The organism is Polyangium jinanense (genome assembly GCF_028435265.1).
In the GTDB taxonomy this organism is placed as follows: domain Bacteria; phylum Myxococcota_A; class Polyangia; order Polyangiales; family Polyangiaceae; genus Polyangium; species Polyangium jinanense.
Map to the genome: position 1 here is coordinate 16814 of NZ_JAGTJK010000063.1, position 13889 is coordinate 30702.

Sequence of the window (13889 nt, forward strand, 5' to 3'; positions counted from 1 at the left end):
GGTCAGAGGCACGTCTCCGACTTGCAATCACACGAGCCGCCGCAGACCTGATCGATCTCCACGGCGGTATCACACGTGGCCGTGCAGCGGTTGTCGCCGCAGATCACGGTCGCGCCCACGCAGCTCTGGCCCTTGCAGACGAGGCTGCATTGGCCGTCGGGGCCGCATTTCACGGTCAAGTTGTGACAACCTCCCTCCTCGCAGACGACCTCGCAGGGAGAGCCACCCATGCAGTTCACGAGGACGTCGTTGCATTGGTCCTTGCATTCGAGCCGGATGGGTGACGGCTTCGTATCGAGGGGCAAGGTCAAGGTCCCGGCGTCCATGTCGGCCTGCATGCACTCGTTCGGCTGATCGCACACGCGCAAGCACACGTTCCCGGCGCACGAATCGCATTCGGCGCTCGGACAAACTCCGGGCAGGGCCGCCCATCCGCATCCCTCGCAAGTCCCGGGCTGGTTCATCGGCGCGATGCAAACGGCGTCGTCCTTGCACCCCCCCATCATCCGGTTGCAATTCGTGTTGCAATCCGTCCCCTCCGCATTGCAGGCATAAAAGCCGCACGCCTCCTCGTCGCAGGTCTCGCCGGGTTCGTCCGTCGCCGAAAGCCCCGCGATCCCCGCGACGAACTGGCAACCGAAGGCCACGAGGCCCGAGGCCCACACCAGCAGGGCGATCCGCGCCGCCTTCCCTGTTTGCATGATTGCACCCTCGGGCCGAGGATACCACGGGATGCGCACGCAGGGCCTTCGCCGTGGTAGGCTGTGCGGCCATGTCGGCGAAAAGCACGTTGCCCCTTCATTCCCGGCCCAAGGAGCTGCGCCTCGACGGATTCTCGCTCACCGTGATCGAGGGCCCCGGCGCCGGCACCTCGCTGCGCGCCCAGATGAGCGAGGTCTCCGTCGGCACGGCCCAGGGAAACGACCTCGTGCTCCCCGATCCCACCGTCTCCCGCCACCATTTCAGCCTCTCGGCGACGTCCGAGGGGTATCTCTTGAAGGACCTCGGCTCCTCGAACGGCACCTGGGTCTCCGGCATGCGTGTCCTCTCGGGCTACGTCGAGCCCGGCGCCCGCGTGCGCGTCGGCCGCACGACGCTGCTCGTCGATCAGGTGAACGAGGACATCTGCGAAGCGCTGAGCCCCGAGGACGGCTTCGGCCCGCTCCTCGGGGCGAGCGCCGCCATGCGCCGCATTTTCGCGGCCTTGCCACGCGTCGCGCAATCGGAAAGCACCGTCCTCCTCGAAGGCGAGACCGGCACGGGAAAGGGCGTCCTCGCGGCGGCCATTCACGAGGCGAGCCCGCGCGCGTCGGGCCCGTTCGTCGTCCTCGATTGCGCGGCCATCGCGCCCACGCTCATCGAGAGTGAGCTCTTCGGGCATGTCAAAGGCTCGTTCACGGGCGCGCAGAACGACCGCGCGGGCGCGTTCGAGCAGGCGAAGGGCGGCACCATTTTCATCGACGAGATCGGCGAATTGCCGCTCGACATGCAGCCCAAACTGCTCCGCGCCCTGGAGGAGCGCAGCGTGAAGCGCGTCGGCAGTAACCAGCGCGTCAAGCTCGACGTCCGCGTGATCGCCGCGACGAACCGCGACCTGCGCACCGAGGTCAACCGCAACACGTTTCGCGCCGACCTCTTCTACCGGCTCAACGTGGTTCGTATCCACGTCCCGCCGCTGCGCGAGCGCACCGGCGACATCGAGCGCCTCGCGCGCCATTTCCACGCCGAGCTCGTCCCCGACCAACCCATCCCGGACGAGCTTCTGGAGTCGCTCCGCCGGCAATCGTGGCCCGGCAACGTGCGCGAGCTACGCGCCGCGATCGAGCGCGCCGTGCTCCTCAATGATCCGGCCGTCCTGGCGCTCGGAAACGAGGTCGAGTCGGGCCCCGGGATGAAGGAGCGGGACGACGACATCGACCTCGAAGTGCCTTTCCGCGTGTGCAAACAAAAGGCCTCGGATCAATGGGAGCGGCGTTATGTGCGGGCGCTGCTCCGCGCGACGAACGACAACATCTCCGAGGCGTCGCGCCGGGTGAAGATGGACCGCAGCCACCTCAGGACGCTCTTGCGGAAATACGGCTTCCGTGGGGCGGACGAGGGCGGAAGCTGAGAGCCACGAGCGCCGTCGATCCAGCGGTGGCGGTTGGCGAGAACTCCTCGGCCCGTTTCGTTCATCGCGGCACCTCCTCGATTACCCTTCGTCGCGCTCGAGCCGTACCTGGCCGAGCACGCCGTGGTTCGCCGCGCCGAAGAGGTTGTCCGGGTCGACGGCCTGCTTCACGTCCCGCATGAACGTGCGCGCGCCCTCCGAGTAGATGTCCTTCACGAAATCCTGCCGGATCTTGCCGATGCCGTGGTGGTGGGACAGAGAGCCCCCAGCGGCCAGGATCTCCTCGCGCGCGGCGTGCTCCAGCTCGGCATATTGACGTACGGGATCTTCGACCCCTTTGGCATAAAAGCCGAGGTAGAAGTAGATGCAGACGCCCGTCGGATAAACCTGCGTGATCCGGCCGGTGAAGAAGGGTTTGCCCGGCAAGCGCCGCTGCTCGTGCTCGCGCAGGATGCGCTTGTGGACGCGGTCGTACAGCTCCAGCGCGCGGCTCCACGGGACGCTCGTCTCGAAGCTCTCGGCGATGGCCCAATGCTCGAATGTGAGATCCCGGATGTACGCGATGCCGAACGTGAGCTGATACCCACGCTCGCCGTTCGCCGCGCCGGCCTTCAGGCCGCCGTGCTGTCGAGCGATGCGGTAGAGCGTCTTCTCCTGGAACTCGACCTCTTCTTTCGTCCCTTCGAACACGATGGTGGCCACGGCGAGCTGGTTCGGATCGAAGCCCTTGAGCCGTGTCACCAGGATCTTCTCCGCATGGCTCTTGGCATGCGCGAGCAATCCGGATTTCTTCGGCTTGAGCGCCTGGCCGAAATGAAATTGCGTATTGTCCATCACGCGCACGCTCGCGGGCACGGCGCCGGCGCGCTGCAAGTCATAGAGGAACGCGAGCCCACGCTCGAGGTTGGGGAAGATGACGCTCCCGTAGCGCTGCACCTCGGGCATGGCGAAGAGCTTCACGACGGCGGTGGTGACGATGCCGTAGTTGCCTTCACTCCCGAACATGAAGTTCTTCGGATTGGCGCCGATGCTCTCGCGTGGCGCCACCTGCGGCCGCTCGACGACGCCGCGCGCGGTGACGATCTGCATGTCGAGGACGAGATCTTCGATGTTGCCATAGCGGTTTTTCTTCATGCCGCTCGCGTTGGTCGCGATCCATCCGCCCAGCGTCGAGAACTCGAGGCTGTCGGGCTCGTGTCCCATGGTGAGCCCGTACTTCTCGAGCTCGGCGACGATATGCCGGCCCGTCGCGCCGGCCTCGATGCAGGCCATGCGGTTGACGGGATCGATCCAGAGGATCTTGTTCATGCGCCGCATATCGACCGCGATGACGAACCGCTCTTCGTGGACCGAGAGGCGCAAGGCATCCGTGACGTTCGTGCCGCCGCCGAAAGGAATGAGGCACGCGCCGTGTTGCTTGGCTGCCTCGGTGATTTTCACGACTTCGTCATGCGACGTGGGAAACACGACGAGATCCGGCACGCGCTCCAGACGCTCGTAACGGATGGCCCAGATCTCGGCGCCCGTGTGCCCGTGGCCTCGGCGCAGGCGGACGAGCGGATCGCTCGATATCTGATCTTCTTTGAGGAAGACGCGCAGCGCGGCGACGAGATCGGTCGCCTCCCTGGCGTCGGGGACCGGCGGAGGGTAATGCGGCTCGTTCCGGTTGCCATAGGAGAGAGGCGCGGCGAGCGTGGCCGAGATCCACGGCAGCAGCGAGGGGAGATCGACGTTGCTGATGTTGTAACGGCCGCCGGTGAGAACGACGTTGCCGTTCGGCTTCACGACGAAACGAGTATCGGCAAAACCCCAGCCATCCAGGCTCTCGGCGTCCGTGGCCTGCGGGGCGGAGCGGGGGATGATACGTGTGCTCGGCTCCCGCGCGCCGCGCGGAGGGAGGTGTGCCGAGCCGGGTGCATTGTCACGCTTTTCGTGCGCCATGATGTTCGATAGGGGTGGGCGAGAGGAAATCCAGAGGGGAGTGGTCCGCTTACGGGACGAGCGGGCGGGAGAGTAGCACGATGAAGTTGTGTCGTGCCGCACCTCAAGTCGCAGGCAGATCGTGCTGCATCGCGGCATCACCGGCCTTGCCTTCACCCGGCGAGGCCTTGAACGAGGGAGACGGGGAGGCTAGCATCGCCGCCCAAAGCAAGCGCGGCTCGCGCATACGCCCGGATTTTCCATGCAACGTGTCTTGATCCTCGGTGCCACGTCCGCAATTGCAGCGGAGGTCGCGCAAATTCACGCGGTTCGCGGCGATCGCCTCCACCTGGTTGGTCGCAACCCCGAAAAGCTCGCCGCGGTGGCCGCGCGATGCACGGGCGCGACGGTCTCCGTGGCGACCAGCGACTTCGGTGAGCTCGGCGCGAACGAGCGCGTCATCACGGACGCGATCACGGCGCTCGGCAACATCGACGCTGCGCTCATCGCGCACGGAGACCTCGGCGATCAGCTCGCCAGCGAGCGTTCCTTCGACGAAGCGGAGGCGATTGTCCGTACGAACTTCACCAGCGTCGTCTCCCTGCTCATCCCGCTCGCGAATCACATGGAGGCCGCCCGGAAAGGTCGACTCGGCGTCATCACCTCGGTCGCCGGAGATCGCGGGCGCCCCCGGAACTACACCTACGGCGCGGCCAAAGGTGCGCTCAACGTTTATCTGCAAGGGCTGCGCACGCGCCTCTATGGTTCGGGCGTGACGGTGACGACGCTCAAGCTCGGCCCGGTCGATACGCCGATGACGCGGGATCACGAAAAGACCGCTCTTTTCGGCAAGCCCGCCGCGGTGGCGAAGGACATCGTGCGCGCGATGGACGACGGAACGCCCGAGGCCTACGTGCCCGCGAGGTGGGGCCTGATCATGCCCGTGGTGCGGCGGATGCCCGAGGCCCTTTTCCAGAAGCTCCCGTTCCTCTCCGGGCGCTGAGGGCGCGATTCAGAAGCCGATCCGGCGCATCACGAAGCGCGGCAGACATCGAATCACGAGCATGACGAGCGCCCAGATCGCGGGCGTGTAGAGGAGCGGCTTGCGCGCGACCATCGCTCGCACGACATCCTTCGCGACCTCGTCCGGCTCACCGGCGAACGGCGGCGGCTTGAGCCCCGCCGTCATGCCGGTCTTGACGAATCCGGGCTTGACGCAAAGGACGGAGAGCCCCTTCGCGTGAAACTTGTGGTCGAGCGCCTCGAGATAATGCGAGAGGCCGGCCTTGCTCGATCCATAAAGCGCGACCGGCTTGCGTCCCCGATCGCCCGCCACCGACGAAAAGACGGTGAGCCGCCCGCCCCCGCGTTCGAGGAGTCGTTTGCGCGCGTGCTCGCAGAAGACGACGGTATTCGTGTAGTTCACCGTGAGGACACGGCGCGTGAGCTCGACGTCCGCCTCCAGCGCCTCCTGGGTCGCGAACATCCCCGCCGTGACGACGACCGTATCGAACCCGCCGAGCGCTCGGTCGGCTTCGTCGAGCGCAGCGGCGAAGCCCTCGGGTTTTTCGAGGTCGCATAGGGCGTACCCCACGCGGGCGTTTTTTGCTTGCCGCGCTTCGAGATCGGCCGCGCTCCGGGCGAGGTCGCCCGCGTCGCGTCCCATCAGGAAGACCTCGTCTCCCCGCTCCGCGAGCCTTCGCGCGACCGCGCGTCCCATGCCTGCCGTGCCACCGAGAACGACCGCCTTCATGCCCGATCTCCAAAAAGCCGCACGGACTGCGCGCTCCGCAGCCGCCTGTGAGGGTCCCATTTCTCTCGCGCCGCGAGGAAACGTTCGAGCCGCGGCTCCATCGCGCGAAAATGCTCTGGCCGTGTGAAACGATCCTTCGTCAGGTAGATCCGCCCGCCCGCCGCGATGACGAACTCGTTCAGGCGATCGACGATTCGCTGGATGTCCGGCGAGATCGCCATGTCCACGGCGATCGACGTCCCTTCGAGCGGGAACGAGAGCAGCCCCTCGCCTTCGGGCCCGCAGTCCTTGATCACGCAAAGCGGCGACGCACCGCCGAGCCGCGTCAAGAGCTCCATGAATTCACGCACGGCAGCCGGCCCGGCCGCGCGCGGCAGGACGCACTGGTACTGGGTAAAACCCCGCGGACCATACACGCGGTTCCAATCCAGAATTGCGTCGAGCGGATAGAAGAACGGCTCCGGCGCGACGATCGTCTCCACTCGTTGCTGCGTGTGTCGCCAATAATAAGCCATGTTGAAGAGGCTCGCCGTCGCCGGGTTGAGCGCCCAGTTGGGGAGCTCGACCGGGAACGTCAACTCGGCGGCCGCGCGCGGCGGCGCCTTGGGGGCCTCGTGCGGCTCGGCCCATCGGCCTGCCATGAGGATCCCACGGCCCATCGATCGCCCCCGATGGAGGCAATCGATCCAGCCCATGGTCATGGGCCACCGGGGCGCGGCGCGTCCGAGGGCGGCGAGGAACTCGTCGATGTCGCGCACGCGCTCGCTTTCCATGAAAATCCACGGACTCGGAATGCGGTGCAGCGTGAACTCGACCTCGAGGATATGCCCGAGCAGGCCCATTCCGCCGATGGTCGCGTGGAAGAGATCAGCGTGCTCCGTGGGCGAACACGTGACGATGCTGTCGTCGGCGAGGCGCATGCGCAGGGAGCGTACGTGCGCGCCGAAGCAGCCTTCGCGATGATGATTCTTTCCATGCACGTCGCTCGCGACCATCCCGCCGAGCGTGACGAACTTGGTACCAGGCGTGACGGGCGGGAAAAAGCCGCGCGGAACGAACAATCGATTGAGCTCGACGAGGCTCATGCCCGCCTCGGCGCGCACGACGCCCGTCCGCGCGTCGAACGCGAGGATCCGGTTCGCGAGCCGCGTGGACACGACCCTGTCGGTACCACGGGCGGGCAGCGACGAGTCGCCGTACGAGCGACCCATGCCCCTGGACAGCGTGGTGCCGCGCGAGAGCGATTCGAGGTTCTCCCCGAGGAGCTCGACGCCCGGCAAGGCGAGTCGCCCCCATGCCGAAAGGATCGCTTCGGCCATGGCTCCCTCCTACGAGAGCTTCGACAAGAGCACGTTCGCCGCCTCCGGGTGTTGCTTGTATTCGAGCAACGCGCTGAGGAGGAGGGGCGCCACGATGGTCGCGTCGGATTCGATCACGAACATGGGCGTCTCCTTCGTGAGCTTGTCCCAGGTGATCTTCTCGTTCGGCGTCGCCCCCGAGTACGAGCCGTACGACGTCGTCGAATCCGAGATCTGGCAGAAATACGCCCAGGGTTTCACGGGCTGCTCGAGGTCGTACTTGATCGACGGCACGACGCAGATGGGGAAGTCCCCGGCGATGCCGCCGCCGATCTGGAAGAAGCCCACGCCCGATCCTGACGAGAGCTCACGATACTGGTCATAAAACGCGGCCATGTACTCGATGCCGGACTTGACGATGCTCGCGCTGCACTCGCCGAACTTGACGTGGGAGGCGAAGATGTTGCCGAACGTCGAATCCTCGTAGCCGGGAACCACGATCGGGAGATTCTTGCGCGCGGCGGCGAGCAGCCAGCACGCGTCCGGGTCGCCTTCGTGAAGCGAAGGCTCGAGGCGCTGGATGAGGTCGTAGAAGTATTCGTGCCAGAAGCGCCGCTCGCCGGCCGTGCTCGCGTTTTTCCACATGGGCACGAGGTACTTCTCGACGGCGCGGAACGCCTCGTCCTCGGGGATGCTCGTGTCGGTGACACGTCGCATGCGGTCCTCGAGGATCTTCGTGTCGTCCTCTTTCGTGAAGTAACGATAGTCGGGGAAATCCTTGTAGCTCGCGTGCGCGACGAGCCGGAAGAGCGACTCTTCGAGGTTCGCCCCCGTCACGGACAAGCCATGAATGAGCCCCGCGCGGATGGCAGGCGCGAGCGTGATGCCGAGCTGCGCCGACGACATGGCTCCCGCGAGGGCCCAGAACATCTTCCCGCCGCTCTCGATGTGTCGAACGTAGGCAATCAACGCGTCACGCGTCGCGCGCGCATTGAAGTTCTTGTAGTTCTTCAGGATGAACTCGAGAATCGGAAGCGTGGGGGGCGTCATGAGAAGTCTTTCCATTCCTTCGGTCGATCGGGGAGAGCCGGGCCATCGAGGTCGGCCGCGTGGCGCCCGAGGCGTAGCACGTCCTACCTGGCAGAGGCCACATCACGCAAAAGATTCGCGTTCACGCGGCCGGAACGTCAGCGTGACCTGTCAATCCGTCGCGCCGGCCGGCGCCGTGGGCTTGACCTTCACGCTCTTGTATCGCGAAATCTCGACGAGCCCCGCGGGGGCGCCACGGGGCTTCGAGACCTCGGACGCGCGGCAGAAATGCACCTCGACCTTCGGGGCACCCCGCGCTTTCGAATACCAGGCGGCCGCGGCGGCGGCGACCTCGACGACCGAGCGGGGGACCTCGACGCGATCGGGGTTGCGCACGATGACGTGGCTCCCCGGCGTCCCGCCTGCGACGTGCAGCCATACGTCGTGCGGCGCCGCGACGTCGAACGTCAGGTAGTCGTTGTCCTCGGCGCCGCGGCCGATGAGGATCTCGAAGCCCTCCACGGTCACGGTGCGGTACGGTCGTCCTTTGCTTCCCACGCGCGGAGTCTGCCTTGCGAAGGGCCGAACCTCAAGACCAGGCGACGAGCCCGAGCTTCTGAACACACGGCGCGACGACCTCGCAGAGCGCCTGCCGCCGGAGCGCGCCCAGCGTCCGCGCCCCGAGTACGCCGAATTCCTCGTTTTCCACCGGCATCTTCGGCGGATCCTTTTCATGCATCGCTCGGGCCCGCTCGAACGCCCGCGCCGCGGCCTCACGCGCCTCGTCGCCGAACGCGTCGAGCGCCCATTGCAACGTTTTCCACGCGAGCGCCGCGTGCCGCGCCTCTTCCTCCGCGATCTGCGCGAGCGCGGCCCCGAGGCCTTCGTCCTTCACCGCGCGCGCCACCTCCTGCCCCTCGGCCGCGCCGAGCGTCTCGCCCACGCAACCCTCGACGACCAGCGACTCCACGAACGAAACGACGTCCGTCGCGAGCCGCGCCGTCGCGTCCGGAAGTTTGTCCGGCCCGATGATTCGCCCGCCGATCCGGGAGGCGATGGCATATTCGACCCGCGCGTGCTCCACCTCGTCACGGGCGGCGGTTTGCGCCTCGGCGAGCAATTCCGCCGGCGCGCCGAGCGCGAGGAGCTGGAGCGAGAACCGCGCGAAGCTCGCGATCGAGGCGTGCTCCATGGCCGCGATGGCCGCGTGGTGCGCCGCGATCGCCTCGCGCGCCGGGGCGGCGAGGTGTTCCACGTCGAAGACGAGCGGCGCTCGCCAGTCTGCGCGGGCGCGGGGACGTGCTGCGCGGACCTCGCCTTCCACGACGAGGGGACGGCCGATCACGCAGGACATCGACGCGCATTGCCAGGTCGGCTTCGCGCCCCTCGGCCCGGTCGCCACGCAGGACGAGCCGAGCGGGGAGATCCCGCAATCCGCGTCGCTCTTGCACTTGTCCTCCTTGGTGCGGCAAGCGAGCGTGACCTGCTCGTAACATCCATTGAAATACGTCGACAAACCGCAGGTGCTCCCTTTGCAATCGGCGTCGGTGCCGCAGGACGCGTCCCCGCAGACGGCGTGGCGCGCGCGCAGGGCTCCCGTGCCCTTGCAGATGCAGGCCTTTCCGGAGCCGCAGTCGTCGTCGGTCTCGCACGAATAGGTGCAGCCGCAATACGTCCCGACCTGCCCGACCCCGCTCGTACACTTGCCGTGCGGGTGCTCCGTGCAATCGGCGTCCGTCTTGCAGGACTGGTGTTTCTCCGTGCCCGTGCAGGCGGGGATGTCGATCGTCGCGTCGCACGTCACGCGGGTCGCGCGGTGGATGTTCCCGTTTTTCTCGGTCACCCAGCCGATGCCCTTCGGCTTTTCCGGCTCGGGCTCGCCGTCGGGCGGGGGCTCGGCCGTCGCGCTCGCGGGCGACGTGGGGATGGCGACGACGGCGCCCTCACCGGCGCCGGACGAGGCCGGAGGCGAGGCCGAGCACGCGGCTCCGCCGATCGCGACGAGGAGGGAGAGACGTAAACTTCGGTAGCGGTCCACGAGGGGGACAATACCAGAAGATCGGCGCGCCGGGGGAGACGCCGAACACGAAGGCGACGCGCCGGGCCGTGGAACGCGTCGTGCAGCGGCCGCTCCCGACCACGACAGGTCGCCCCCGACCCACGAAGGAGGGCTCGATGATGCGGACACAGTGGATCCTGGGTACGATTTTGATGTTTTCGCTCGTCGCGTGCGGCAGCAAGGAGGGGGACGCGAGCGCCCCGCTCCGGATACCCACGTATCACGAGGACGTGGCGCCCATCCTCGCCGAGCATTGTCGGAGTTGCCACGAGAAGGACGGCATTGCCCCGTTTCCCCTCGTCGATTACGAGGACGCGCGCCGCACCGCCGAGGCGATCCGCATCGCCACGGCGTCGCGCAGCATGCCCCCGTTCGTCCTCGACAACAGCGGCGAATGCAACACGTACGTCGAGGGCCGCTGGCTCACGGACGCGCAGATCGACACGATCGAGGCCTGGGCCCGCGCCGGCGCGCCCGAGGGCGAGAAGCCGGTGGGCGCGCCCCCCGCGCCGAAGGCCCTCGCAGAGCTCGATCGGGTCGACCTGACCATCGACATGAAGGACACGTATACCCCAGATGCCGCGAAACTCGATGATTACCGGTGCTTCGTGCTCGATCCCGGGCTCACGGAGGACATGTTCGTCACCGGCTTCCACGTTCGTCCGGGCGTCACGTCGATGCTGCACCACCTCACGCTCTACGCCATCGACACGAAGGAATCCGAGGCCGAGGCCGAGGCGCGCGACGCGAGCGAGCCCGGGTTCGGGTATTCGTGCATCGACGACATCCACGTGACGGACGCGCGGTGGCTCGTCGGCGCGGGCCCGGGAAGCGGGGCGCTCCGCTTTCCCGAGGGCACGGGGCTCCGCATGCGCGCGGGGCGGAAGACGATCTTGCAGATCCATTACAACAACGAAAATGGGCGCCACGCCGATCGCACCCAGATCGACCTCATGCTCGAAAAGAGCGTCCCGAAGGAAGCTACCGTGCAGCGCATCGCGGCCACGAACCTGCTCTTGCCGCCGAAGCAGGCGAGCGTCGACCAGAGCGCGAGCATGCCCGTGCCCATGAACGTCACTTTGTGGGGGCTCTGGCCGCACATGCACAAGCTCGGCAAGGGGATGCACGTCTCGGCTTTGCAGGATGGCGAGGAGAAATGCCTGGCCCGCGTGAACAACTGGGATTTCCACTGGCAGGGGTTCGCCCATTACACGAAGCCCATCGACCTCTCGTGGGGCGACATGATGCGCATCACGTGCACGTACGACACGTTCGGGCGCGACACGACGACGACCTGGGGCCAGGGCACGAACGACGAGATGTGCATCGCGTTTTTTTACCTGACGGAAAATTGATGTCCGGGGCGGCCGGCGCGCACTCTCCCGATCCCCGCCGATCGTGGAGCGCTTGACAGCATCCGAAAAAAGCGGTTTGTTTGATGGGTAATGATTATTGCCCGACGAACCCTTCTCACCTTCGGAATCACCCTCCTTGCGGCGACGACGCTGCCGAGCGCAACCGCCCTGGCCGTGCTTTCGGAGCAAAGCGCCGCCCCGAACGCGCGTGTCGAGGACGCCGACGGGAAGGCGGTCGAGATCAAGTCGCTGAAGGGAAAGCCGATCGTCATCGTCTACGACGATCGGACGTCGGCGCCGAAGAGCGAGGCATTCCGGCGTGACCTCGTCAAGCTCCTGAAATCGGGGCCGTACGCGTCGAAGGTGTCGCTCCTGCTCGTCGCGGACGTGAGCCCTTACGATTTCTGGCCCGCGCGCGGCAGCGTGAAGGACGCCGTCCGCGAGGAGACGAAGAAGCAGGGAACGACGGTCTATTGCGATTGGACCGGCGGGATGCGCTCGGCCTACAAGCTGAAGAACGAGATCACGAGCGTGGTGATGGTGGGCAAGGACGGCAAGGTGATGTTCGCCAAGGAGGGCGTGCCCGCGGGCGCGGACCAGAAGCGACTCGTCGACACGCTGAAGGCCGCGGTCGAGGGGAGCTGAAGAGCGTTCGCAGGATGGCCCGAGCGGTTCGGTCGCGGTAGCATGCGCCGCGATGTCCACCGCCGTCGCGGCGCCCCGGCCCTGGCTCTTCGGTCCCTGGCCCGATCTCCTGCTCGGATGCGGGATCGGGTACGGGCTCGTCGTCGTCACGCTCGCCGCGATCGGCGCGCCGATGGGCTCGCTCGAAGGGTGGCTGCCGCTCGTCGTGCTCGTGACCGGGATCCCGCATTACGGGGCGACGCTGCTCCGGGTCTATGGGACAGAATCCGGGCGGCGGCGGTATTTTCTTTATGCCTTCCCCCTCGGTTTCCTGGTTTGGGGGGCCTTCGCGGCGTCGCTCGCCGCGCCGCGGCTCGGGACGTGGCTCATCACGCTCTATCTCACGTGGAGCCCCTGGCATTACACGGCCCAGAACTTCGGGCTCGTGATGATGTTCCTGCGCCGCGCGGGGATCACGGTGGCGCCCGCGCTCCGGCGGCTCGTCTGGATCTCGTTCGTCCTCTCGTTCGTGCTCGTCTTCGCGAACATCCACGGCTCCGCGTCGGCCGGCGGAGCCGATCCTCTGCAAGCGGCGAGCGCCGCCTATCGATTCGCGCCGCTCGGGATTCCCGCAGGGTTTGCCCTGGGCGCGCTCGCGGTCGTGGGGGCTTCGTACGTGGTGGTGACGGGGCTCGTGATCCGGACGCTCGTGCAGATCGCCGGGATTGCGCGGCTCGTGCCCGCGCTCGCGCTCGTCGCGAGCCAGGCCGCGTGGTTCGTTTTGCCCGTGCTGCTCGGCCTCATGCGGCCGGCGCTGTATGCTTCGGGCGGGGCGACGGCACTCGCGTTCATCTGGGTCGCGATCGCGCACAGCGTGCAATATTTGTGGATCTCGTTCCATTATGCGCGGGCCTCCGGCAGCGTGGCGAAGGCGGCGCCGGCGGGGCTCTCGTATCTCGGAAAAACCGTGCTGGCGGGATCGGCGATCTGGGTGCTGCCCGCGATCGTCTGCGCGCCAGGCGCGCTCGGGATCTTGCCGTTCGAATCGGGGCTCGGGCTGCTCGTGGCGGCAGCGGTGAATTTGCACCACTTCATCCTCGACGGCGCGATCTGGAAGCTTCGGGACGGCACGGTCGGGAATGTACTCGTGGGGCAAACGAGCGCGGCGCCGCAAGCGGCCCCGGCAGCGCGGGGCCTTGGCGCGTGGGTGTTGCGCGCGGCGTTCGTCGGGGTGGGGCTCGTGGCGGCGGGCGCCTGGGCGGTCGCGGCCTCGGAAAAGGAAATGGGGATCCGGCGCGCGGCGGCGGCCGGGGACCTCGCGCGGGTCGAGGCCGCGGCGCGGAGGCTCGCGCTTCTCGGGCGGGATGGACCGCGGATTCACGTGGCGATCGGGCGGCTCCGCGAGGCGCGCGGGGAGAAGGACGCGGCGCACGCGGCGTACGAGGCGGCGCTCGCGCTCGACCCCGAGGACGCGACGGCGCTCGATCGGATCGCGGAGTCGTGGATCACACGCGGGGATTTCCAGCGGGCGCTCGATGCGCGGTATCGAGCCGCACGAAACGCGCCGGATCGCCCAGCCTTCCGGCGTCGTTACGAGGAGCTGCTCGCGCGATTACAGGCGCCCCCGGAGGCGGGGGACACGGAGGTTATCGTGGTCGGAGGGGCGACCTCGGCGAGCGAGGCGGACGCTGCCACGCAGACGTCACGCACGACGCCTTGAAGACCGGGACGAACGGAGTAT

At 67.2% G+C, this 13889-nt stretch carries 12 protein-coding genes; 5 read left to right on the forward strand and 7 right to left on the reverse strand.

Annotation, left to right across the window (positions count from 1 at the left end):
- Positions 1-2: 2 nt before the first annotated feature.
- Positions 3-701, reverse strand: a complete 699-nt coding sequence (locus KEG38_RS48005; RefSeq protein WP_272427670.1) for a hypothetical protein — start codon at positions 699-701, stop codon at positions 3-5.
- A gap of 71 nt (positions 702-772) precedes the next feature.
- Between KEG38_RS48005 and KEG38_RS48010 the strand changes: the two genes are divergently transcribed.
- Positions 773-2110: a sigma 54-interacting transcriptional regulator gene (locus KEG38_RS48010; RefSeq protein WP_272427671.1), complete on the forward strand. Its 1338-nt coding sequence runs from the start codon at positions 773-775 to the stop codon at positions 2108-2110.
- Between the two features lie 81 nt (positions 2111-2191).
- On the opposite strand, the gene KEG38_RS48015 is transcribed toward KEG38_RS48010, so the two are convergent.
- Positions 2192-4051: an FAD-binding oxidoreductase gene (locus KEG38_RS48015; protein WP_272427672.1), complete on the reverse strand. Its 1860-nt coding sequence runs from the start codon at positions 4049-4051 to the stop codon at positions 2192-2194.
- A 241-nt stretch (positions 4052-4292) separates the two neighbouring features.
- On the opposite strand from KEG38_RS48015, the gene KEG38_RS48020 reads away from it, so the two are divergent.
- Complete coding sequence (locus tag KEG38_RS48020; RefSeq protein ID WP_272427673.1) at positions 4293-5033, forward strand: SDR family NAD(P)-dependent oxidoreductase; 741 nt, start codon at positions 4293-4295, stop codon at positions 5031-5033.
- Between the two features lie 9 nt (positions 5034-5042).
- On the opposite strand, the gene KEG38_RS48025 is transcribed toward KEG38_RS48020, so the two are convergent.
- The 5 genes from KEG38_RS48025 to KEG38_RS55880 form a co-directional block, all read right to left on the reverse strand.
- The gene (locus KEG38_RS48025) at positions 5043-5783 is read right to left on the reverse strand and encodes an SDR family NAD(P)-dependent oxidoreductase (RefSeq protein WP_272427674.1); all 741 of its coding nucleotides are present in this window, start codon (positions 5781-5783) and stop codon (positions 5043-5045) included.
- Positions 5780-7102 carry an FAD-binding oxidoreductase gene (locus KEG38_RS48030; protein ID WP_272427675.1) on the reverse strand — a complete coding sequence of 441 codons (1323 nt, stop codon included), beginning with the start codon at positions 7100-7102 and terminating at the stop codon, positions 5780-5782. The genes KEG38_RS48025 and KEG38_RS48030 overlap by 4 nt, the downstream gene beginning before the upstream one ends.
- 9 nt (positions 7103-7111) lie before the next feature.
- Positions 7112-8131 (reverse strand): deoxyhypusine synthase family protein, encoded by a 1020-nt coding sequence (locus tag KEG38_RS48035; protein WP_272427676.1) that lies wholly within the window; start codon positions 8129-8131, stop codon positions 7112-7114.
- 150 nt (positions 8132-8281) lie between these two features.
- Positions 8282-8668, reverse strand: a complete 387-nt coding sequence (locus KEG38_RS48040) for an NFACT RNA binding domain-containing protein (RefSeq protein WP_272427677.1) — start codon at positions 8666-8668, stop codon at positions 8282-8284.
- Positions 8669-8699: 31 nt separating this feature from the next.
- A complete protein-coding gene (locus tag KEG38_RS55880; RefSeq protein WP_272427678.1) occupies positions 8700-10148 on the reverse strand; it encodes a ferritin-like domain-containing protein in 1449 nt (482 codons plus the stop codon).
- Positions 10149-10285: 137 nt separating this feature from the next.
- Here KEG38_RS55880 and KEG38_RS48050 point away from each other — a divergent pair, with 137 nt between their 5' ends.
- From KEG38_RS48050 to KEG38_RS48060, 3 genes are all read left to right on the forward strand, one after another.
- A complete protein-coding gene (locus tag KEG38_RS48050; protein WP_272427679.1) occupies positions 10286-11524 on the forward strand; it encodes a monooxygenase in 1239 nt (412 codons plus the stop codon).
- A 90-nt stretch (positions 11525-11614) separates the two neighbouring features.
- Positions 11615-12169, forward strand: a complete 555-nt coding sequence (locus KEG38_RS48055) for a YtfJ family protein (RefSeq protein ID WP_272427680.1) — start codon at positions 11615-11617, stop codon at positions 12167-12169.
- Positions 12170-12221: 52 nt separating this feature from the next.
- The gene (locus KEG38_RS48060) at positions 12222-13868 is read left to right on the forward strand and encodes a tetratricopeptide repeat protein (RefSeq protein ID WP_272427681.1); all 1647 of its coding nucleotides are present in this window, start codon (positions 12222-12224) and stop codon (positions 13866-13868) included.
- Positions 13869-13889 lie beyond the last annotated feature (21 nt).